This is a genomic window from Dactylosporangium sp. NPDC005555 (assembly GCF_040605635.1).
Taxonomy (GTDB): Bacteria; Actinomycetota; Actinomycetes; order Mycobacteriales; family Micromonosporaceae; genus Dactylosporangium.
Map to the genome: position 1 here is coordinate 32,316 of NZ_JBEXDG010000060.1, position 21,820 is coordinate 54,135.

Below are 21,820 nucleotides of genomic sequence, written 5' to 3' on the forward strand. Positions count from 1 at the left end.
CCGTCAGCCGCGCAGCCGGGCGCGCAGGCGCTCGAGGAAGGACTGCTCCGGCACCGGCGGCATGGACCCCAGGATCTCCTCGTCCGTCGCCGGGCGGGCGTCGAGGGCGGCCCGGCGCAGCAGGGTCCTGTCGACGGCGAGGCCGCCCATGACGCTGATGTTGACGCGGCCGTGGCGCACCACGTAGCCGTGTCTGCCGTCGGTGCGGCGGTAGACCAGCCCGTCGGGCTCGGTGGTGCAGTCCGCGCCGCCGCACATGTCCACCGTCAGGGCGGTCGACAGGTCGATCAGCAGGTTCTGCGGCGGTGGCACGTTGGCCGGCTCCATGGTCACACCGGGCGGCTCGCCCCGGACGTGCGCGATGTAGCCGGGCACGTCGGCCATGTGGATGCCCTCCTTCCCCACGGCGTTCAGCGCGCTCAGCTCCGCCGGGGTCGCGCTGTGCACCGTCGCGGCGGCGGCCCGCAGCACCTGGCGGTCCACGGCGTGCGGGCCGGCCACCACGACCAGCAGCTCACCGGACGTGACCTGGTAGCCGTGCTCCGAGCCGTCGCGGCGGTAGATCCAGCCGTCGGGTTCGGCGGTGCACCCGGCGCCGTCCAGACCGGCGCCGCGCGCGGTCTCGCCGCACGGGCCGGGCTCGTCGACCGCGGCACCGCGCGGGGAGGCGACGATCGTGATCCAGCGCTGCGGCGGGATCACCTCGGGAACCTCGGAGATGAACCCGCCGGCGCCGACGTGCCCGCCGTACGAGGTGTCCATCGGGCGGTAGCCGGGGATCGACACGACGTACAGCGTTTCGCGGCCGGCCTGCCCGAGCCGCTCCTGCGCCGCCGTCGGCGTGGAGGCTGCCAGGGCCACGAATCCCGCCACCGTGAGCACGACCACGGTCCCGGTCGCGGCGGTGCGGGCGAGCCGGCCGCGGAGCAGTACACCAGCGACGAAGGCGAACGGGAGACCGCCGCAGAGCAGGACGAGCCAGGCGTCGCCGGCGATGCCGAACACGGACCCGGCGGTCAGCGCCCACCCGAACCCCCACAGCACGGTGCCTGGGCCCAGCACGAGCAGCACCCACAGCACCCGCATGGGGATCGTGCCGCCGAGCACCGACGCGGTGGCGGTGCCGCTGATGGTGAGCCACAGCAGGATCCCCAGGACTCCGGCGGCCAGGGGCCCGGCGACCATCGGCCCGCCGGAGCCGCCCGTGTATGCGGCGAGAGCGACGACGCCGGCCGCGGCGGGCAGGCCGAACGCGCCGATCGTCCAGGTGGCGGCCAGCTGCGCGACCATGCGCGCGCGTCGCCTCGCGGCGTCGTCGTCCATGCCGACCAGTGTCGCGCCGCCGCGCCCGGTCGACTATCCGCTGGGGTACTCATCCGATCTGAGTAGCACAAAGATCGGATGACTGAACTGGACGACCGTGCATATCGGCACCGAGAAGTCCTTGACACGATGGATACATCCCATGTTAACTCGACGACACTCGTTGGTCGCTGTCGATGCGTCAGGAGGTGGCACGATGCGGTTGAGGGCACTGATCCCATTGCTCGTCATGGCCGCGGGGGTGCTGGTGCCGGTCGCGCCGGCCGCCGCCGCCCCCGGGGACAACCTCGTCGCCGACGACGCGCTGAGCGCGCCGCGCACGCGGTGGTTCGACGAGGCGAGGTTCGGCATGTTCGTCCACTTCGGACCGTATGCGGTCTACAAAGGACAGTACGGCTCGTGCCGTGGCGCGGAATGGATCAAACGCGAGTGCGACATCCCGTGGAGCGACTACGAGGCGAAGGCCGCCGCGTTCAACCCCGCCGCCTTCGACGCCAACGCGATCGTGCAGCTCGCCAAGCAGGCGGGCCAGAAGTACATCGTCATCACCAGCAAACACCATGACGGTTACGCGATGTGGCCCACCGCCACCAACGCCTGGAACCTGCGGAACCATTCGAGCCTCGACCCCGGCCGGGATCTGCTGCGCGAGCTGAAGACCGCCGCCACCGCGCAGGGCATCAAGCTCGGCCTCTACTACTCGATCTGGGACTGGCACAACCCGGACTTCACCGCGAACTTCCCCCGCTACGTGACCACGATGAAGGCCCAGCTCCAGGAGCTCGTCACCGCCTATGACCCGGCGCTGCTGTGGTTCGACGGCGAATGGACCGAGACCAACCCCACCAACCCGTGGTCCCCGCAGGACGGCGAGGACCTGGAGCGCTACGTGCGGGGCATCTCGCCGCAGGTCGTCATCAACAACCGGGTCGGCAAGCGCCGCGCCGTCGACGGCGACTACGGCACCCCGGAGCAGGAGCTCGCCTCAGCCGCCCCGTCGGCGCAGCTGCAGGAATCGTGCATGACCATCAACAACACGTGGGGCTACGCGGCCTGGGACACGACGTTCAAGTCGCCGGCCACCCTCGTGCGGAACCTGACGACACTGACGAGCACCAGCGCGAACCTGTTGCTCAACATCGGCCCGACGGACACCGGCGCTGTCACCGCCGGGCAGGCCGACGCGCTGCGCGGCGTGGGCACGTGGATGGCGACGAACAGCAAGGCCGTGCACGGCGCCGGCTACACCGGGCTCGTCGAGCAGCCCGCCTGGGGACGGGTCAGCCGCAGCGGCGGCAAGCTGTACCTGACCGTCAACGCCTGGGCCGGCACCCTGCATCTGCGGCAGCGCTCACCCTTCACCATCACGGGCGCCCGCGTGCTCGGCAGCGCCTCGCCGGTCACGGTCCGCGCGGCCGGCGACGGCTTCGACCTGCTCCCGAGCGGCAGCCCCACCAACAGCATCGCCACCGTCATCGAGGCGGACATCGCCGCGCCGGCCCCGACTGCGGCCGGCACCGGAACAGGCCTCAAGGCCGAGTTCTGGAACAACACGACCTTCAGCGGCGCGCCGCTCGTCACCCGCACCGACCCGACGGTGAACTACGCCTGGCGGTCCGGCGGGTCACCGGCCGCGTCCATCGGCACCGACAACTTCGCCGGGCGCTGGACCGGCTCGATCGAGCCGCGGTATTCCGAGCGGTACACGTTCACCGCCGTCTCCGACGACACCGTGCGCCTCTGGGTCGGCGGCGAACTGCTCGTGGACAACACCACCCCGCACGGCCCGGCGGTCGACCAGGGCGGCATCACGCTCGTCGCCGGCCGCCGGTACGACATCCGCCTCGAACACACGGAACGCGGCGGCGAGGCGTACATGAAACTCATCTGGTCGAGCCCGAACACACCGGCGCAGGTCGTGCCCCGCACGCAGCTCTCCCCGGCCGCGGGGACCACCGTCCGCCGCAACGACACCGTCGCCACCTACACCGCCGGCTGGTCCACGAGCACCGGCCGTGGGCTCGGCGACTTCAACGACGACGTCTCGTACACGACGACCGACGGCGCCTCGTTCAGCTACACCTTCACCGGCACCGGCATCGACTACCTCGCCGAACGCAACAGCGACCAGGGTCTCGTCGACGTGTACCTCGACGGCGCACTGCAGGCAACGGTCGACACCTCCAGCGGGCCACGCCTGACCCAGCAGGTCATCTGGAGCGCCCGCGGCCTCCCGCCGGGCACCCACACCCTGCGCGGCGTAAAACGTTCGGGCACGTACATGCTCGTCGACCGCTTCGACGTCACCGCGTGAACGGCCGCCCGATGCGCATCGCCCTGCACACCCGGCTCCGTCCGGGCGCCGAGACCGCCTACGAGCAGGCGCACGAGGAGGTCCCCGCCGAGCTGGTCCTGGCGATCCGCCGCGCCGGCGCGCACCAGTGGACGATCTGGCGTTCCGGCCTGGACCTCTTCCACGTCATCGACTGCGACGACTACCCCCGGCTGCTCGCCGAACTCGCCGATCTGCCGGTCAACATCGCCTGGCAGGCCCGCATGGCCGAACTCCTCGCCGTCACCCACGACTACACCGACGGCGACGCCGGCCTGCCGGTCGCCTGGGAGCTCCCTCGCCAGGTTCCTGCGCCACCGTAGCCACATCAGCCGGCCCCAGATCTCACACAGCACGACGTCACCGCTTCCGGAGTCGGCCGCAACGGATCGGGGCGCCGGTACGATGCCGCTGCGGACGCCCGTAGGCAGGGGCACGCTCAGACGCGGTCGAGTGGGTGGTACGGGGGTGGCGGCAGCGAGACCTGGATGGCGTCGCCCGGGGCGACCGGGCCGCCGTGCAGGACGACGGCCATGATGCCCGCCTTGCGGATCAGGTGGCCCTGGTCGTCCTTGCCGACGACGGCTTTGAGCAGGCCGGGACGGAAGTCGTTGATCTGGGTGCAGGGGTTGCGCAGGCCGGTGACCTCGATGACGGCGTGCGGGCCGATCCGCAGGACCGTGCCGCGCGGGAGGGCCAGGACGTCGACGCCGCGGGTGGTGATGTTCTCGCCCAGCTGGCCGGCGGCGACGGTGAAGCCCTGCTCCCGCAGCTCGTCGTGGAGCTCGGCGGCGATCAGGTGGACCTGCCGCAGGTTGGGCTGGGTCGGGTCGGCGGCGACGCGGGAGCGGTGCTGCACGGTGACGCCCGCGTGGGCGTCGCCCTCGACGCCGAGGCCCTCCAGCAGGGTGATCTCCCCGGTCGAGGCCTTGCTGAAGCGGTGCTGGTCGTCGCGGGAGACCGCCACGACCACCGGTTGCGTCGTCCCTGTCATACCTCCAGTCTCACAAAGTTATCGCTGTCGATGCGGAAGTTGGCGCGGGGCCGATTGGACCCGGGTGGCCGGGGGTAGGGCCCGCGGTATGAGCGAGGAGCGCACCTTCTTCGGGCAGCCGCGGGTCCTGGCCAACCTGTTCGGCGTCGAGGTGTGGGAACGCTTCTCGTTCTACGGCATGCAGGGCATCCTGCTGATCTACCTCTACTACGGGGCCTCGGAGGGCGGGCTCGGGATCGACGAGGCCACCGCCACGAGCATCGTCGGCGCGTACGGCGGTGCGGTCTACCTGTCCACGATCCTCGGCGCGTGGACGGCCGACCGGCTGTTCGGCGCCGAACGGGTGCTCTTCGGCAGCGCCGTGCTCGTCATGGCGGGCCACATCGCGCTCGCCGCGGTCCCCGGCCTGGCGGGTGTCGCCGTGGGCCTCGTGCTCGTCGCCGTCGGCAGCGGCGGCGTGAAGGCCAACGCCACCTCGCTCGTCGGCATGCTCTACGCGGAGGACGACCCGCGCCGCGACGCCGGGTTCTCGCTGTTCTACCTCGGCATCAACCTCGGTGCGCTGGCCGGGCCGCTGCTCACCGGCCTGCTGCAGAAGACGGCGGGCTTCCACTACGGCTTCGCGCTCGCGGCCGCCGGCATGGCGGTCGGGCTCGGCCAGTACACCATCGGCCGGCGGAACCTGACGGGCGCCGCCCGCGAGGTGCCCAACCCGCTCCCGGCCGCGAGGCGTCCGCTGGTCGCCGCCGCCGGGATCCTCACCGCCGCGGCGATCGGGGCGATCGCGTTCCTGCTGCCGGCGTCCCGACTCGCGACGGCCGTCGTGGTCGTCAGCGCCGCCGCGGCCGCCGCGTACTTCGTGGTCATCCTGTCCAGCCGCGCGGTCGCCCCGGTCGAGCGCCGCCGCATGATCGGGTTCATCCCGATGTTCCTGGCCAGCGCGGTGTTCTGGTCGCTGTACCAGCAGCAGTTCACCGTCGTGACGATCTACTCCGACCAGCGGCTGGACCGCACGATCCTCGGCTGGGAGATGCCCGTCTCGTGGGTGCAGTCGATCAACCCCGTCTTCGTCATCGTCCTGTCCGGCGCGTTCGCCGCCCTCTGGACCCGGCTCGGCGACCGGCAGCCGTCGACGCCGGCGAAGTTCGCCGCCGGGACCGCCGTCATGGGCCTCGCGTTCCTGGCGTTCCTGCCGCTCGCCGGCGGCGGGCCCGGCAGCGCGCCGCTGCTCGCGCTCGCCGGGATCCTGCTGGTCTTCACGATCGCCGAGCTGCTGCTGTCGCCGGTCGGGCTCTCCCTCGCCACGAAGGTCGCGCCGGTGGCGTTCCGCACCCAGACGGTCGCGCTGTTCTTCCTGTCCGTGGCGCTCGGAACGGCGATGTCCGGAGTCCTCGCCCGCTACTACGACGTGGACTCGGAGCCGTGGTACTTCGGCGCGCTCGGCGGCGCGGCCCTGCTCTTCGGTGGGCTGCTCGCTGCGCTCGTCCCCGCGATCCGGCGCATGATGGACGGCGTGCACTGACAGGAGGCCATCGATGCGGCCGGCGGCGGCGCTCGCGATCGTCCTGCTGGCCGGCGCGTGCACCGGCGGCGGGCCCGACCCGGTGCCGACGCCTGACGTGCGGCCGTCGCCGGTCACCCGCCGGCGTCCAGGTGGAGCTGACCGCCGGCGTCTTCGGCCCCACCGCGTTCCTGGCCGCGGACGCCGGCCTCCCGGCGGACGGGCAGGTCGTCGTGTCCGACACCCCGGTCGCGGTGCTGCTCACCGAGCTGGTGACCGTGTCCGGCCGCACCGCCGCCCTGGACCAGCCGGCCCTGCGCCGCTACGGGGCGCCCGGCACGGCCGTGGTCATCGTCGCGACCTCCGTCCGCCGCTACCTCCCCGTCTGTACTGATTCCGCGAAATCGGACACCGGACGAATTTTGTTCGATGCCGGCTCCGGCTGGGTAGCGCCCTGCCAGGCGGGGCGGTTACACCGGGGGTCAAACAGTCCAAGACCGGCACAGAGGTGTACGACCCGCCCGGGCGTCGCATGCAAACGGCGCCGCGCGCGAGAAGCGGGATCCGCATCGAGGGGTGCGGATCCCGTCCGCGTCTTTGCGGGCTACCGCCGGAGCCGGGCCGCGGGCATCGCCCCGGGTCGATAGCGTGGCCGCCATGCGCTGGTCTGTCGTCGGCATGCTCGGACCGGTCCTCGCGGTGACCGCCTGCGGTCCCGGACAGCGGCCCGAGCCGGCGGGCCCGCGCCCACTGTGGACGGTGCAGGTCGGCACCGGGTCGCAGGACGTCGCCGTCGTCGGTGGCACCGCTGCTCCTGACCCAGGTTGCCGGCGGGAATCGTTCAGGTGCCGGCCGGTTGCGCCGATGGTCCCAGCGTCACACGGAAGCGACGGACCACAGGGGGCAAGGATGAACCGCACCACGATCACCAAGGCGCTCGCGCTCGCCGGCTTCGCCACCTTCGGCGGCCTTCTCTGCGGGACCGCCGCCCACGCCTCCGCCACGGCCGGCACCGAGGTCTACGCCCGCGCCGGCGTCATCTACACCAGCACCGCCGGCCGCGAGGTGCGCCTCACCGAGGACCGGGTCAACGCCGAGCCGAGCCTCTCCCCCGACGGCAAGCGCATCACGTGGGTGCACAACAACACCGTCTGGGTCATGCGCGCCAACGGCGCCGGCAAGCACCAGGTCAGCGACCGCACCGCGACCGCACCCACGTGGGCACCGGACAGCACCCACATCACGTACACCGCGACGTCCTGCACCGGCGCCCCGGGCACGTTCCGCGTCGGTCTCGCCGGCGGCACGACCTCCGAGCCGGTGCTGCCCGCCGCGTGCCGCGACCAGGCCCCGCCGCAGGTCGGCTTCATCACCGACATCCCCGGCGACGACCAGCCCGCCTGAAGCTACCTGCTGAGGACGCAGTAGACCGGATCGCTCGGCGTGTTCTTGTAGTACTCGAGATGCTCGAAGCCGCCCCAGGTGCGTTCCGCGTGGGCGCTGAACTCCTCCCCGCCGCGCTCCTTCGGCTGGAACCGGACCTCCTGGTCGGTGTCCGCGGTCGCGGCGAAGATCTTCCACGTGAACTCGCCGCCCGTCTTCACCTCGACGTCGTCGACGGCGCCCTTGACGTGCTCCTCGCGGATCGGCAGATCCTTGACGGTGGCGGTGCCGTCGCCGCGGATGCTGACCGAGCCACCGCAGTCGCTGGACCAGTCACCGATCACATCCTGATCCGTGAACGTGTCCCGGTCCCCGCCGAGGATCGAGTCCAGGACCACGGCAGGCCCCTCGCAGCAGCCGCAGCCGAGCAGCAGGGGCAGGATGAGCATCGCAGCGGCGACCTTCGTCGCCCGGGACCGTGTCGCCATACCCTGATCATCCGGCACGCCCTCATCGATGCACAGCGTGTCGGTCCGCACACGCGACCGTCACACGCCGTGGGGCGTCCCACGCGGCGCGACAGGCCTGCACTGCGGGCCGGCCGGCCGATGCGGTTGTCCTCGGTGCCAGGTGTTGGCAGAATCCCGCTGTCCGGCTGTCCTCGTGTCCAGGTCGGTCAGGGGCCTGCGGAGGGAGACGCGTTGATCGGCGCGGGAACGGTTCTGGCCGGGCGGTACGAGGTCGGGCAGCACATCGCCAGCGGCGGCATGGGTGACGTGTGGCAGGGCCACGACCGGGTGCTGGGCCGGACCGTCGCGATCAAGCTGCTCCGCGCGCCCGTGGGCGAGCCGTCGTTCATCGAGCGGTTCCGGTCCGAGGCGCGCACCATGGCGACGATCAGTCACCCCGGGGTCGTCGACGTGTACGACTTCGGTGACGACCCGGTCGCCGGCGTGTACCTGGTCATGAAGTACATCGACGGCGAGTCGCTCGCCCGCACCCTCGAGCGCGGCGACAGGAAACTGACCGCGGAGGCGACGATGCGCCTGGTCGCGGAGGCCGCGGAGGCGCTGCACGCGGCGCACGAGAAGGGCGTGACGCACCGCGACGTCAAGCCCGCCAACCTGCTGCTGCGCCCCGACGGCAGCACCGTGCTCACCGACTTCGGCATCGCCCGGTCCGCCACCAGCACCCACGAGACGTCGATGGGCCTGCTGATGGGCACCGCGTCGTACATCGCGCCGGAGCGGGCCGGCGGCGAGCAGGCGACCGCCCAGTCGGACATCTACTCCCTGGGTGTCGTCGCGTACCGGTGCCTCGCGGGCGACCTGCCGTTCACCGGCGAGAGCATGCTGCAGATCGCGCTCCGGCACGCCCACGACGCACCACCCCCCTTACCGTCCGATGTGCCCCTGGCTGTCCGGGATGTGGTCGTACGAGCGCTGGAGAAGGATCCGGCGGACCGCTGGCCCTCCGGTGCCGCCCTCGCCGCCGCGGCCCGCCAGGCGATGGTCGCGGAGCCGACCGTCCCCGTGACCCCGGCGCTGACCCGCCGCCCACCGCTGGTGCTCGCCGGATTCGTCGCGGTGCTCGCGGTCGTCGCCGTCGTGGCGGCGTTCCTCGTGTTCGACGGCCGCGACCCCGGCGCGCCCTCCGCCGCCGCCGACACCGGCGAGACGCACCCGGCCGCGGCCGCCGGCCTCACCGAGGTCCCTGTGCCGACCCCTTCGGCGACAGCCTCACGCGCTTCCGGCCCGGCATCGGCGGCCCCCGGCACCACCGGTCCGGCGCCTTCCGCCGCGGCGGGTGCACCGGCGGTGCCGACCGGCCTGACCGCCACCCCGGTCAGCGCCACGACGATCCGCCTGCAGTGGGCCGACAACTCGGGCAACGAGACCGGCTTCAGCGTCCTCAACGGCGCGACGTCCCGCAATGCCGCCGCCAACGCGACCAGCCTCAACTGGGACGGCCTGGCGCCGGACACCCGCATGTGCTTCAAGGTCCGCTCGTTCAACGCCGCCGGGCCGTCGGCCTATCACCCGGCCGCGCAAGGGGACTGGGTCTGCGCGACCAGCCTCGCCGGCTCCGGTCCCGCCGCGCCGACCGGACTGTCGGCGACGCCGACCGGCCCGACCGCCATCCGCCTGCAATGGACCGACAACTCGGGCAACGAGACCGGCTTCACCGTCATCAACGGCGCCGCGTCCCGCACCATCGGCGCCAACGCGACGTCGTACACCTGGGACGGCCTGACGGCGGGGACCTACATGTGCTTCAAGGTCCGCGCGTCGAACGCCGCCGGCGTCTCGCCCTACTTCCCCACCGCCCAGGAGGACTGGGTCTGCACCACCACGCCGGCCGCATGACCCTGAGCTACCGGCCGATCGCGCTCTGACGGCTCGCTGCCGGCCGCTCGTACGCCGCGTGCCCGGTGCATCCTGGTCTGCGGCCCGCTCCGTGCCGGTCACGCCGAGTGCCTGATCACGATGGAGATCTGCGCCCAGGTCCTGCCAGACTGGGCGGGTGCTGCTCAATGACATCGAGGAGATCGCCGGCGACACGGTGACGCTCACGCCCGGCGACGTCAAGGCCGAGTTCTCGAACACGCACTGGCTCAGCGCCGGCGCCGAGGAGCTGTCGACCCTGTCCGTGGGGCAGGTGGTCGCCGCGTTCCAGCGGACCGCGCGCACACTCCAGCAGCGGCTCGGCGCCGCCGGCCCCGCCAGGACGGCGACCTTCTACGTGTGGCACGACGATCAGGCGGGGCAGTTGCGGTGCTCGGTCTCCTCCAGGTCCCGGGACAACCTGCCGTTCGGCGGCCGATACCGCCGGACCGACGAGCTCGGTGCCATCGTCGCGGGCTTCCTCAGCGATGCCACGCCCGGTCTCGTCGCCTGGGAGGACCTCGGACCGGCCGACGCCGTCGACGCTCCGGACAGCTCCTGCCCGCCGTTCCCCGTCTGGACCTTCGACCTCACCGCAGGCCATTAGGCTGCCTGGCATGACGACGATCGAGGCGGGGCTGGCGCGGGTGGCTGAGCTGGGTGGCCGGGAGCAGTGGCTGGCGGTGCTCGTGACGACCCGGCCCGACGGGGATCCGTCGACGTCGGTCGTCAACGCCGGGATTCTGCCGCACCCCGTGACCGGGGAGCCGGTCGTCGGGCTGGTGTCCCGGGGTGACACCGCGAAGCTGCGGAACCTCGCCGGACGGCCGCGGGCCACGCTCGTGTTCCGGGCCGGCTGGGAGTGGATCTCGGTCAGCGGGGCGGCCGAGGTCGTCGGACCCGAGGCGGGGGCCGAGACGTTGCGGCTGTTGCTGCGCGACGTCTACCACGCCGCCGGTGGCGTGCACCCCGACCTCGACGAGTATGACCGGGCCATGGTCGAGGACCGCCGCGTCGCCGTGCTCGTCACGCCGGAACGGTTCGCCACCAACCCCTGAAGTGTCGCGGCTGCAACCGGCCGGCGGTCATCCGGGCGCGACGAACGGGTGGTGCGGCGTCACCGGCACGGCTGCGGAGATCAACCGATCTCCGCGAGCGTGCGGACGCCGTGCGGGTCGATGATAGGCGTATGACACAGCGTCGATGGCCGGGCCGGCGCGGCGCTCGCGCGAGGATCGGCGGCTCGTGACCAGCGGCGCCGCGGAGCTGGCCGCCAGGGTCCGGGACGAGGAGCTGCGCAACGCCCGGCACGCGGTCGCGCTCACCGCACGGTTCCGCGACGCCGGTGACCCGGACGCGGCCGTGCACACCGACATCGCCGGGTTCTTCACCGGCACCGCGGAGCGCCGGCTCGTCATCCTCGGAGCCGCCGGGGCCGGGAAGAGCGCCCTCGCCGGCGAGCTCATCCCGGCTGCATCGAGAGCCTGGAACCGGTCGCCTGGCAGCCTGTCCTCGCCGCGTTGCGGGACGGTGCGCCCGCCGTCGGGCACGCGCTGAGCACGCCGTGGCGGCTGACGCTGGCCGTCACCTTCGTCCTCGACCAGGGCAGCTCGGACGCACTCGTGCCCCGGGGCGACGAGCCGGCCGATCGGTACACGCGCAGAGTCGGCGATCTGCTGGTGCGTTCCTTCGCGCCGGCCCGGGCCCGCCTGCACGCGGTCGAGTCCGGGGAGCGGACCGAGGCCTGGTGCCGGCTCGTCGCCGAGGACCTCGGCGCGCAGGAGGCGAGGGGCGGGCCACGGCAGGACATCATCGCGCACTGCTCGGCCGACCGGTCCTGGGCCGTCGAACTGATCCGGCGGGCGGTCGCCGTGGCGACGTGGTCCCTCGTCGCGGCGGTCGCCCTGGGACTGCTGACGCTCGGCGCCTGGCTCGTCGACCTCGTCGCCGGCACAGCGGTCATCCCTGGCATCCGGTCGGGTCTGGGCCAGCTGGCGCACGCGCCCGCCGCCGTGCCGGGGGCGGTGGCCGCCGGGCTCGGGATCTTCGGCCTGTCGGCCGTCGGCGTGCCCCGGGCGAGGAAGGAGACCCGGCGCCTGTCGCGCACGAGGATCCACCCCCTGGTGGGCGCCGGCGCGTTCGTGGTCTTCGCGCTGCTGGTGCTGGCGGCCGTCGGCGCGGTCGTGTTCCTGGAGACGTGGCCCGTCGCCGGCGTCGGCACCGCCCTGCGCGTCGCCGTGACCGCTGGCCTGGTCCCGGCCGTCTGCGTGGGCCTCGCGGGCCATCTGAGCAGGAGGATCCACTCCAGGGCCCCTGACGGCGAGGACCCGCTGACCCCGAGCGGGGAACTCGACCGGATCCTCGGCACCGCAGCGGTCCGCCGCAACTGGCCCGCCGCGGTCGAGACGTTCCTCGCCGGCGGGCACGAGGCCGGGATCTTCCTCCGGTCCGGAGGGGTCTACCAGTTCCGGCACCGGCAGCTGCGGGACTGGTACTCCCGTCCGGCCAGTCCGCTGCGGGCCTGGGACGACCAGCTGGCGCTCCCCGTCGTCGTCCACGGCATCGACATGGGGTACCTGAGCAGGCCCGTCGCCGCGGTGAACGCCGAGGCAAGGCCGCCGGGCGTGCTGTCGCGGTGCGACATCCACGTCGTGCGGGCGCTCGTCGCGGCCGAGGACGAGGCGAGGGCGGCCGGCTCCGCCGTCGTCCAGCCGTGGCACCTGTTCATCGCGCTGTTCGCCGGCATCGTCCGGCACCGGCACGACTGCCCGGTCAGGCTCGACCAGGTCCGCGCGGCGTTCCGGACCGTCCCCATGGACGAGGCGCCGGGTCACCTGCCGCTCGCCCGCGCGCTCGTCAGGGTCCTCGCCGGGGCGGCCCGCCGGTGGGACGGCAGGATCAGGCCCGAGTTCCTCCTCCGGGACCTGCTGGACGCGGGCGACGAACCGGCGCACCGGGCGGCCCTCGCGCTGCGCCGGCCGGTCGACACGGAGGCGGCGGTCCGGGCCTGGCTCGACGACCGGATCGGACGCCTGCGCACGGGCCAGCCCGCCGACACCGCCGACTCGCTCGCCGAACTCGCCGACGTCCTCCTCGACCAGCTCGGCCGCGCCGAGGACGCCGAGCACGCGCTGCTGGAAGGCATCGCGCTCGAACCCGCGCGGCCCGACCTGCTGGTCCGCCTCGCCGAGATGTACGACCAGCAGAACGACCACGAGGGCGCGGCGCTCGTGTATCAGCGGGTCATCGACCTGACATCGCAGAGCGCCGCCTGACCGTCGGGTCGTGTCCTCGGCGTGGCCTGACCGTTGTCGATGGCTGGGATCCTGGGTCGATGAACAGGCGGGGGCAGGTTCTGATCGTCGTGCTCGTCGGCGGCGTGGTGTGCGTGGCGCTGTGGGCGTGCGTGCGCGGCATGGCACTGTCGGCGTTGTCCGTCGGTGAGGTGACGGCGGTCGTCGAGGGCGACCGGCCGGGCACCGTCGTCGTCGAGACCGTGCGCGAGGACCGCGCCGCCGCATGGCGCGTCGACGACACCGGCGAGGTCGTCGAGTGGCTCGAAGGCGACGGCGGCGGCAGCGGTACGCCACAGTCCCAGCACTGCCAGGGCGACGTCTGCTATCGGGTCGCCGGCGATGCGCTCCGCGTCGAGCAGAGCCGTGACGGCGGCGCCACGTTCACCCCGGCGTGGGAGGTGGGCGGTGCCTCGTACATCGGCCTCAGCGGCGAATATCCGGACCTCGGCGACCCGGCGCTGCACCTATCGTCGCGGTCGCTGGTGGTGCACGCCGTGCCGGGCGGCCACGTGATCTTCGTCGCCAACGGCCGCGACGGCCTGCTGTTCCGCGACGTGCACGGCGACTGGCAGCGCCGTGGCGTCCCGGACTCCGGCGAGGGCTGCTGCTTCTACGACCCACCGGCCCGCATCGGCGGCTCGGCGCTCACCGTCCTGGCCGTGACGGTCGGCGCCGCCACGGCCACCGCCATCCTGCTGACCGGCCTGGTCACCGCCGCCCGCCGCCGCCACTGGCGCGAACTGCCCGTCGTAGCGGCGCTCGCGGTCGCCGGCGGCGTGGGCGCGGGCCTCGTCGCCCCGCTCGCCGACGTCGGCATGTTCCCCGGCTGGATGTACTCGGTGCCGGCCGTCCTCGCCATCGCCGCCGGCGGCTGCCTCCTCGTCCGCTGGCTCACCACCACGGCGCTCGCCCCGGCCCGCGGCAGCGCCCCTTCCGGCGAGGTCCCGCACCGCACCGGCGCACAGGACGACGACGCATGATCGGATTGCGCCCCGTCCAGTCGATGCCTCACGTGTCGTAGGCGCCGTCCCACGGCGGGTCGAAGCCCAGCTCGCCCGGCAGGAACTCCGCGTGGTCGTCGCCGTCGTACTCCTCGGACCAGTCGACGAGCCCGAACACCTCCCCGTCGACCTCGACCTGGAACAGGCGGATCGCGATGTCGCCGTACTCCACGCCGGGCAGCGCCGCGACGAGCTCGTCCACCCGGGCCCGCGCCCGGTCGACGGACGTCGCCTCGTCCACGCTGGTGCCCGTGTACTCGATCGTCGAGCCGGCGTGCGCGCCGTCGTCGTCGAAGCGGTGCAGGACGGCGTACCACCGTTTGCGGCTCGGCCAGTCGTCGTCCGCGCTGTCGCTGTCGCCCAGGGTCGCGACCACCCAGGCGAAGAACTGCCCTTCGTCGTACCGCCCGATCGTGCGGGTGTGATAGTCCGGCTCGTAGGTGATCGGCACGCGGTCTGGGATCGCCACGATCGACAGCCTAGGCCGGTGGTCCGCGGCGGGTCAGATCGGTCGCCCGGTCCTGACTATGCGGCTTGTCCGGCGCGTGTGCGGCCGTATTCGGCCAGGGCGTGGAACGCGGCCTTCGGGGTCCACGAACCGTCCGGCAGCACCCGGACGATCCCGCGGGCGGCGAGGTCGAAGTCGCGTTCGGGGTCGTCGGTGGTGGGCAGGTGCCGGTTCGCGAACGTGTACACGAACGCCGCGTCCACTCCGCAGGCCTCGTAGTCGCGCAGCAGGTCGAGGATGTAGCGGGCCTGGCCCTCCTCGTCGCGCTCCAGGCCGGGGGTGAGCTGCTCTGCGTGCCCGGTCCCGTGGTCGTACGTCACGGGTTCGGCCGAGCCGGCGACCTCCCCCGCGCCGCGGAACGTGCAGCAGCCGAACTCGGTCGCGGCGTACGGCTTGCCCTGCCGCGTCGCCGCCGCCAGCGACTGCGGGAACGCCGCGGCGTTGGAGGCGTCGCGGTAGCCGGCGTCGCTCGCGATGATGTCGAACGCCGTCCAGTCCACGGCTTCCAGGGGGATCGAGGCGTACGCGACGGGTCCGCCGAACCGCTGCCGCACCGCGGGCACCGCCTCGGCGAGGAAGTCGCGCACGGCGTCGCGCGCCCTGGGGACCGCTTCGCGCAGGCGCATCGGATCGGTGAGCAGCGCCATGCGCTCGGCGAGGTCCCGGCCGGGCAGGAACCCGTCGGTGAACATGGCGATCTCGGACCCGGTGAGGTAGACGACCGACGCCCCGGTCCGTCGTATCCGTTCGGCCCGCTCGGCGCCGTCGAGGACGAACGCCATCAGTCCGTCGCGGTCGAGGCCGTTGGTGAACGGGCAGTACCACACCTCGAGGCCGAGTTCGGCGGCGTACCGCGCGGCGAGCTCGAGCCGGTCCTGCACGCCGCCGGTGATGCGCACGGCGTCGCAGCGCAGCTCGTCGCGGATGACGCGTAGGTCGCGACGCACGGCTTCCGGGTCCCACGGCTCGTGGGTCGTGGAGCCGGCACTGACGAACCCGGTGTCGTAGTTCATGCCGAACACGCGCATTGGCGCCCCCTCCTAAGGTACTTCGCGTACCTTATAGGGTACGTCGAGTACCCTGCAAGCCATGACGACACGGCGCCGGGGTTCGGAGCTGGAGCGGGCGATCCTTTCGGCGGCGGCCGAGGAACTGCGCACGTCCGGCTACGCGGGGATGACGATGGACCGGGTCGCCGCCCGCGCCGGCACCAACAAGAACGCCATCTACCGCCGGTGGCCGCACCGGGCGGCGCTGGGCATCGCGGCGTACCGCCACCTCTCCGACGCCGTGCTGCCGCAACCCGACACGGGGACCCTGCGCGGCGACGCGCTCGAAATGCTGCGCCTGGCGAACGAGACCTGGTCGTCGCCGCACGGTGCGATCCTGCGCGGCCTGCTCGCGGCCGCCGCCGACGACCCGGCACTGCTCGCCCTCATGCGCGAACGCTCCGGCGCGGACACCATGGACCGCGCCTGGCTGTCGATGCTCACCCGCGCCGTCGCCCGCGGCGAAGCTCCCCCGGCGGCGGTCCACCTGCGCGTCGCCACCACCCCGATGATGCTGCTGCGCGCCGAGTACGCGATGCGCGGCATCCCCTCGGTCCCCGACGAGATCCTCGTCGAGATCGTCGACGAGGTCTTCCTACCCCTCGTCCGCGGCCGCGGCTGAACGAGCAGCGTGCCGCTCGGTGGTCCGCTGGGCTTCCCCGGCAGCCGCCGCCGCGTCGTCCGGGCCCGCCACCGCTGCCGAGTCACCCGGCAGCGGCAACGAGTCGAACGACACCCGCTTCGACACCGGGTTGTTCATATGGAGGCCACGGGCGCGCCTCGCCCCCGGCGCGAACGCTTGCCCCGGGGGCGAGGACCTTTGGGTCGAGTGGCCGCTGGTGATGGCGTCACGCGGCCCAGCGGCCGTTCGCGACGCGGAGCGATGGGCCGGCAAGTTCTGCCGCTTCATCGCACCCCCCGTTCACCTGCTGTCGCCACCAGTGATCATGGTGATCTGTGCCAGTCTGTGGGCAGGAGACGCAACGGTCGTTGCCTATCCGGACCACGTTGTTGTCGATGCGGTCCAAATTCCGCTCATGTACCCCGAACGCCCCGAGCGTGCGGCACGCGAACCGGCGTCCGTCACGGCGCCCGCGCCCGCCCGGCTCAGTGGGCCGACACGTTCGCCAGGCTTGCCTTGTCGACGGCCACGGAAGCGCGCGTTGACAGTATCGCCGCGCGTAAGGATATGATGCCGCCCCGGCCCGCCGAGGAACTGTCCAGGAGCACGCGGGGGATGATCGCAGATGCTGGCGACGCACACTGTGGACCTGTCCCCGCTCCCGCCCGCCGAGCGATTCGATCACTGGGCGGATCTCGTGGCCAAGGAGATCGCGCCCAACCAGATCAGCAGCACGCACGCCCACGACTTCGACGTCTGGATGCGAATGAGCAGTCTGGGGGCCCTCACCCTCACGACGCTCCGGTTTCCATCGTTGACCACCCGGCGGACGGCGAAACTGATCCGTCGCTCCGATCCTCAGCAGTACCATCTGGCGCTGCTGACATCGGGTTCCGGCACGGTCGAGCAGGACCGGTCTGAGTCGGCCATCCAGCCGGGCCACTTCACGCTGCTCACCTCGTCCCGACCCTACGAGGCATCCCACGGCATCCAGGCGGTTGCGCCGGAGCCTGTCGCTTCTATCGTCGTGGTCATTCCGCACTCGCAGCTGCCGATACCGCACGACAAGGTCAGCCGCCTGTTTGGCATGCCCCTGCCGTCAGCCGGGGGGATGGGCATCCTGCTGGCGCGGCACCTGCGACAGATCAGCGCCCATCCCGAGCAGTACGACACGTCGGACGCCCCGCTCCTCGCGGGCATCGCGCTCAACCTGATCACTGCGATGCTCGCGCAACAGCTCAACGTCGCGGGTTCCCTATCGAGGAACGTCCAGCAGGTCGTGCTGCGCACTCGCATCGACGCGTTCATCGACGCCAACCTCGACAGGCCGGATCTAGGTCCGCAGATGGTCGCCGCGGCGCACAACGTCTCGATGACCACGCTGAAGCGCCTCTTTCTGGCCGGTGAAGCCCCTGTAGCCGAGGTGATTCGCACACGGCGGCTGCAGCGCTGCCAGAAGGATCTGGCCGATCCCGCTCTGCGCGACCGCCCTGTTCACGCCATCGCGAGCCGCTGGGGCTTCCGTTCCGTTGCTCACTTCAGTCGGATTTTTCGGGAGAAGTACGGGGTGTCTCCCAGTGAGTATCGGGTGAGGAACTGACCGACCCTGCCCGGCAGACACCACCGATCTCCGGCGGGCGAAAGGTCAGTTGAGGCGGCGGCGGATCCAGAGGAAGCCGATGCCGGTCAGCAGCAGGGTGAGGACCAGGAACGCGGTCAGCTCGATCCACTGGAACGGCCAGTACCGGTCGCCGGGCTGGTAGGTGAAGGTGAAGTGCAGGTCCTGGCCGGCGGTGCAGGCCATCGACTCCTCGAAGCTGCCCATGACCATGCAGGGCTTGGCGTCGGCGATGAGGTAGGCGGAGCCGTCGGACTTGTAGAGGTGCATCTCCTCGACGAGGGGCCACACGCCGGGTTTCGTGTATCCGTGGATGCTGCCGCCCGTGCCCTCACCGCGGAAGCCGAGGCCGTTGATGGACGATACGGCCGCTGCGTCCAGCCGGACCGTTTCGGTGACCGGCGGCATGATGTGCTGGCGGATGCCGTTGGGGACGGCGATCTGCACCGCCGCGAAGACGGCGAGGGTGATAGCCATGGCGGGCAGTGTGCGGCGCACGATCATGCCGGTGACTGCGCCGAGGGTGAAGGCGAAGAGCGCGTAGCCGATCGGCACGACGTTGCGGGCGACGAAGGTCAGCGCGGCGAAGCGTTCGCCGGTCACCTGGTCGTAGCGGCTGGCGCTCCACGTGAGCAGGAGGCTGAGCAGGCCGGCGACGGCGGCGGTGGTCAGGCCGATGAGGCCGAGCTTGACCGCCAGCCAGCGGCGGCGGGTGACGCTCTGGTTCCAGACCAGCTTGTCGGTCTTCTCCTCCAGTTCGCGGGCGACGAGCGGCGCGCCCCAGAAGATGCCGGCGAGGGCGGGGATCGCGAGGAGCACGGCGCCGATGATGCCGAACGGGGCGTTGTAGTCGTGCACGAAGGCCTGCAGCGCGGCGGCGCACTCGGAAGGGGTGCAGCCGACGATGCCGGTGTCGTAGGCGTCGCGGCTGCCGAAGCCGATCAGCAGCAGGTACACGGTCAGCGCGGCGAGCGCGGCGGCGGTCACGATCGCCTGCACGCGGAACTGCCGCCAGGTGAGCCAGATCATCGGTGGGCCTCCGCCAGCATGGGCGTGCCGTCGTAGCTCGCCGCCCGGGTCAGGTATGCGAGGACGAGGTCCTCGAGGTCGACGCGTCCGGCGCCGTCGATCGGGGTATCCGTCCGCACGATCATGGTGTTGTGCTCGGCGTGGATGATGTCGGTGCCGGCCGGCAGCCCGTCGAAACCGGGGAGCGTCCCGGTCACCCGCTGATGCTGCGCCAGCAGCCGCGCGACGTCGCCGCTGAGCTGCACCCGGGCCGAGGCCAGGACGATGAGGTGGTCGCAGACCCGCTCCAGGTCGCCGAGCAGGTGGGAGGACAGCACGACGCTGACCCCGAGCTCGCCGACGAAGTCCAGCAGGTCCTGCAGAAACGCCCGGCGCGCCAATGGGTCCAGCGCCGCGACGGGCTCGTCGAGGATGAGCAGGTCGGCGCGTTTCGCGGCGGCGATCGTCAGGGCGAGCTGCGCCCGCTGCCCGCCGGAGAGCCGGCCGGCCTTCTGCCGCGGGTCGAGGTTGCGCTGCCGGATCCGGCTCTCGGCGAGGCCGGCGTCCCAGCGCGGGTTCAGGTGCGCGCCGAGCCGCAGGTGATCGGCGACGGTGAGGCTGCCGTAGACGGGCGCGTCCTGCGCGACGAACCCGACCCGGGCCAGCTGCGCCGCGCTGGCCGCCGGCGGGTCGCCGAGCACGCTGATGCTGCCGGCGCTCGGCGCGATGAGCCCGCCGACGAGGCCGAGCAGCGTCGACTTGCCGGCGCCGTTGGGGCCGACGAGGCCGACGACGCGGCCCTCCGGGACGCTCAGCGTGCACTCGGTCAGCGCCGTGACGTGCCCGTAGCGTTTGCCGAGTGCCTGGGTTTCGATGACCGCTGTCATCGCTCGCTCCTACTCGTCGAGGGATCGTGTCGAGGTCAGTTCTAGACAGCGGGCGGTCACAGCACGGTCCGTGACGCTGTGACCGGTCTGTGACCGCGGCCCGGATAACCTCGGGCGATGCGGGTGCTGGTGGTGGAGGACCAACCTGAGCTGGCCGACTCGGTCGCGCGGGTGCTGCGGCGCGAGGGCATGGCCGTCGACGTCGCCTATGACGGTGCCGCGGCGCTGGAGCGGACCTCGGTCGTCGACTACGACGTCGTCGTGCTCGACCGTGACCTGCCCGTCGTCCACGGCGACCAGGTCTGCCGCGCCCTGGTCGCGCGGGAGTCGCCGGCGCGGGTGCTCATGCTGACCGCGTCCGGCACGGTCGCGGAGCGGGTCGAGGGGCTCGGCCTCGGCGCCGACGACTACCTGCCGAAGCCGTTCGCCTATGCCGAGCTCGTCGCCCGGGTCCGCGCCGTCAGCCGGCGGTCCCGTCCAGCGACGCCGCCCGTACTGACGCATGGTGACCTGCGGCTCGACCCGGCGCAACGTGTCGCCGCCCGGGCCGGTGCCCGGCTGCCGCTCAGCCCGAAGGAGTTCGCGGTCCTGGAGTACCTGCTGACCTGCCGCGGCCGGGTCGTGTCCGCGGAGGAGCTGCTCGACCGCGTGTGGGACGAGGCGGCGGACCCGTTCACGACCACGGTGAAGGCGACGATGAACCGGTTGCGGGCCAAGCTCGGCAGCCCGCCGCTCATCGAGACCGTCCCGCGCGCCGGGTACCGGATCTGATGCGCCACGGTCCCAACCGCCTCCGGTGGCGGCTCACCCTGGTCATCTGCGGAGTCTCGGTGGTGTCCGGCGCCGTGCTGCTGGTCATCGTGTACAGCCTGTCGAGGGGCCTGAACAGCGACGTCAAGGCATTCCTGCCGGACGCCGTGCCGGCGCCGCCGCCCCCGCACGACCTGGGCCCGGTGCCCGATCCCGGGCCCCTCGTGGACCCCGTCATCGGTCGTGCGGCGGAGCCCGCGTCGCTGGTCGTCGTCCCCGCCCTCGCCCTCGCGATCATGGCGGGCCTGTCCCTCGGCTTCGGCTGGCTGATCGCCGGCCGGCTGCTGCGTCCGGTCCGCACGATGGCCAGCCGGCTGCAGCGGATCTCCGAACGCAACGTGCACGAACGGCTCGCGGTGCAGGGCCCGCGCGACGAGCTGAAGGACCTCGCGGACACCGTCGACGGGCTCCTCGCCCGCCTCGAGACGTCGCTCGACGCGCACCGACGGTTCGTCGCCAACGCCGCGCACGAGCTGCGCACCCCGCTGACCGTCGAACACGCGCTGCTCGAGGAGCCGCTCATCGACCCCGGCGCCGACGTCGAGGCGTTCCGGGAGAACTTCCAGCGCCTGCTGTCGATCAGCGCCGGCCGGGCGAAGCTGCTCGAGGCGCTGCTCACCCTGTCCGGCAGCGAGCACGACCAGCCGCGCGGCGAGCCGGTCGACCTGGCCGGCATCGCCGAGCAGGCCCTCGCCGACCGGGCCGGCGACCTCGACCGCGCCGGGCTGCGCGCGGTGCCGTCGATCGAGCCGGCCCGCATCCACGGCGACCCGCTGCTCGTCGCCCGCCTCGTCGCGAACCTGTGCGACAACGCCGTGCACTACAACGCGCCGGGCGGCCGGATCGAGGTCGCGGTCCGGCCGCGGGTGGGGCGGGTGTCGTTCGCGATCGCCAACACCGGGCCGGTCGTCCCGCCGGAGCAGGTCGACCGGCTGTTCGAGCCGTTCCAGCGGATGCACCGCACCGCCGACGACGGCCACCACGGCCTCGGCCTGTCGATCGTCCGCGCCATCGCGACCGCCCACGCCGCCACCGTCAAGGCCGACCCCCGCCCCGGCGGCGGCCTCGTCATCGAGGTGACGTTCCCGTCGTTGCGCACCTGAC

At 72.4% G+C, this 21,820-nt stretch carries 21 protein-coding genes; 14 read left to right on the top strand and 7 right to left on the bottom strand.

Annotation, left to right across the window (positions count from 1 at the left end):
• Positions 1-3 precede the first annotated feature (3 nt).
• On the bottom strand, positions 4-1,323 hold the full coding sequence (locus tag ABZS58_RS41465; RefSeq protein ID WP_354789325.1) for a hypothetical protein: 1,320 nt from the start codon (positions 1,321-1,323) through the stop codon (positions 4-6).
• A gap of 196 nt (positions 1,324-1,519) precedes the next feature.
• Here ABZS58_RS41465 and ABZS58_RS41470 point away from each other — a divergent pair, with 196 nt between their 5' ends.
• Entirely contained in the window at positions 1,520-3,637 is a 2,118-nt protein-coding gene (locus ABZS58_RS41470) for an alpha-L-fucosidase (protein WP_354789327.1), read from the top strand.
• On the top strand, positions 3,634-3,978 hold the full coding sequence (locus ABZS58_RS41475) for an L-rhamnose mutarotase (RefSeq protein ID WP_354789329.1): 345 nt from the start codon (positions 3,634-3,636) through the stop codon (positions 3,976-3,978). The genes ABZS58_RS41470 and ABZS58_RS41475 overlap by 4 nt, the downstream gene beginning before the upstream one ends.
• 116 nt (positions 3,979-4,094) lie before the next feature.
• On the opposite strand, the gene ABZS58_RS41480 is transcribed toward ABZS58_RS41475, so the two are convergent.
• Positions 4,095-4,649, bottom strand: coding sequence for an MOSC domain-containing protein (locus tag ABZS58_RS41480; protein ID WP_354789330.1), 555 nt, complete (start codon positions 4,647-4,649; stop codon positions 4,095-4,097).
• A gap of 88 nt (positions 4,650-4,737) precedes the next feature.
• Here ABZS58_RS41480 and ABZS58_RS41485 point away from each other — a divergent pair, with 88 nt between their 5' ends.
• Together ABZS58_RS41485 and ABZS58_RS41490 are read left to right on the top strand one after the other, a co-directional pair.
• Positions 4,738-6,171 (top strand): oligopeptide:H+ symporter, encoded by a 1,434-nt coding sequence (locus tag ABZS58_RS41485; RefSeq protein ID WP_354789332.1) that lies wholly within the window; start codon positions 4,738-4,740, stop codon positions 6,169-6,171.
• Positions 6,172-7,059: 888 nt separating this feature from the next.
• Positions 7,060-7,554: a hypothetical protein gene (locus tag ABZS58_RS41490; RefSeq protein WP_354789334.1), complete on the top strand. Its 495-nt coding sequence runs from the start codon at positions 7,060-7,062 to the stop codon at positions 7,552-7,554.
• A 2-nt stretch (positions 7,555-7,556) separates the two neighbouring features.
• On the opposite strand, the gene ABZS58_RS41495 is transcribed toward ABZS58_RS41490, so the two are convergent.
• Positions 7,557-8,021: a hypothetical protein gene (locus ABZS58_RS41495; RefSeq protein WP_354789336.1), complete on the bottom strand. Its 465-nt coding sequence runs from the start codon at positions 8,019-8,021 to the stop codon at positions 7,557-7,559.
• Between the two features lie 213 nt (positions 8,022-8,234).
• Here ABZS58_RS41495 and ABZS58_RS41500 point away from each other — a divergent pair, with 213 nt between their 5' ends.
• The 6 genes from ABZS58_RS41500 to ABZS58_RS41525 all read left to right on the top strand — a co-directional run bounded on the left by ABZS58_RS41500 (position 8,235) and on the right by ABZS58_RS41525 (position 14,193).
• Positions 8,235-9,899, top strand: a complete 1,665-nt coding sequence (locus ABZS58_RS41500) for a protein kinase (protein ID WP_354789337.1) — start codon at positions 8,235-8,237, stop codon at positions 9,897-9,899.
• 157 nt (positions 9,900-10,056) lie between these two features.
• Positions 10,057-10,524 carry a hypothetical protein gene (locus tag ABZS58_RS41505; RefSeq protein ID WP_354789339.1) on the top strand — a complete coding sequence of 156 codons (468 nt, stop codon included), beginning with the start codon at positions 10,057-10,059 and terminating at the stop codon, positions 10,522-10,524.
• A gap of 10 nt (positions 10,525-10,534) precedes the next feature.
• The gene (locus ABZS58_RS41510; protein WP_354789340.1) at positions 10,535-10,975 is read left to right on the top strand and encodes a TIGR03618 family F420-dependent PPOX class oxidoreductase; all 441 of its coding nucleotides are present in this window, start codon (positions 10,535-10,537) and stop codon (positions 10,973-10,975) included.
• 187 nt (positions 10,976-11,162) lie between these two features.
• Entirely contained in the window at positions 11,163-11,474 is a 312-nt protein-coding gene (locus ABZS58_RS41515) for a hypothetical protein (protein WP_354789341.1), read from the top strand.
• Positions 11,438-13,192 (top strand): hypothetical protein, encoded by a 1,755-nt coding sequence (locus ABZS58_RS41520; protein WP_354789343.1) that lies wholly within the window; start codon positions 11,438-11,440, stop codon positions 13,190-13,192. Before ABZS58_RS41515 ends, ABZS58_RS41520 begins: the two co-directional genes overlap by 37 nt.
• A 59-nt stretch (positions 13,193-13,251) precedes the next feature.
• Positions 13,252-14,193, top strand: coding sequence for a hypothetical protein (locus ABZS58_RS41525; protein ID WP_354789345.1), 942 nt, complete (start codon positions 13,252-13,254; stop codon positions 14,191-14,193).
• A gap of 28 nt (positions 14,194-14,221) precedes the next feature.
• On the opposite strand, the gene ABZS58_RS41530 is transcribed toward ABZS58_RS41525, so the two are convergent.
• Together ABZS58_RS41530 and ABZS58_RS41535 are read right to left on the bottom strand one after the other, a co-directional pair.
• Entirely contained in the window at positions 14,222-14,683 is a 462-nt protein-coding gene (locus tag ABZS58_RS41530; protein WP_354789347.1) for a hypothetical protein, read from the bottom strand.
• A 56-nt stretch (positions 14,684-14,739) separates the two neighbouring features.
• A complete protein-coding gene (locus ABZS58_RS41535; RefSeq protein ID WP_354789349.1) occupies positions 14,740-15,750 on the bottom strand; it encodes a hypothetical protein in 1,011 nt (336 codons plus the stop codon).
• Between the two features lie 61 nt (positions 15,751-15,811).
• On the opposite strand from ABZS58_RS41535, the gene ABZS58_RS41540 reads away from it, so the two are divergent.
• Both ABZS58_RS41540 and ABZS58_RS41545 read left to right on the top strand, forming a co-directional pair.
• Positions 15,812-16,393 (top strand): TetR/AcrR family transcriptional regulator, encoded by a 582-nt coding sequence (locus ABZS58_RS41540; RefSeq protein WP_354789350.1) that lies wholly within the window; start codon positions 15,812-15,814, stop codon positions 16,391-16,393.
• 625 nt (positions 16,394-17,018) lie between these two features.
• Complete coding sequence (locus ABZS58_RS41545) at positions 17,019-17,993, top strand: helix-turn-helix domain-containing protein (protein WP_354789352.1); 975 nt, start codon at positions 17,019-17,021, stop codon at positions 17,991-17,993.
• 45 nt (positions 17,994-18,038) lie between these two features.
• Here the strand turns inward: ABZS58_RS41545 and ABZS58_RS41550 are convergent, their stop codons facing one another.
• Both ABZS58_RS41550 and ABZS58_RS41555 read right to left on the bottom strand, forming a co-directional pair.
• Positions 18,039-19,040, bottom strand: a complete 1,002-nt coding sequence (locus ABZS58_RS41550) for a transmembrane transport protein (protein WP_354789353.1) — start codon at positions 19,038-19,040, stop codon at positions 18,039-18,041.
• Complete coding sequence (locus ABZS58_RS41555; RefSeq protein ID WP_354789355.1) at positions 19,037-19,906, bottom strand: ABC transporter ATP-binding protein; 870 nt, start codon at positions 19,904-19,906, stop codon at positions 19,037-19,039. Before ABZS58_RS41555 ends, ABZS58_RS41550 begins: the two co-directional genes overlap by 4 nt.
• Positions 19,907-20,023: 117 nt before the next feature.
• On the opposite strand from ABZS58_RS41555, the gene ABZS58_RS41560 reads away from it, so the two are divergent.
• Both ABZS58_RS41560 and ABZS58_RS41565 read left to right on the top strand, forming a co-directional pair.
• Entirely contained in the window at positions 20,024-20,677 is a 654-nt protein-coding gene (locus ABZS58_RS41560; protein ID WP_354789356.1) for a response regulator transcription factor, read from the top strand.
• Positions 20,677-21,819, top strand: coding sequence for a HAMP domain-containing sensor histidine kinase (locus tag ABZS58_RS41565; RefSeq protein WP_354789358.1), 1,143 nt, complete (start codon positions 20,677-20,679; stop codon positions 21,817-21,819). Before ABZS58_RS41560 ends, ABZS58_RS41565 begins: the two co-directional genes overlap by 1 nt.
• Position 21,820: the final 1 nt, after the last annotated feature.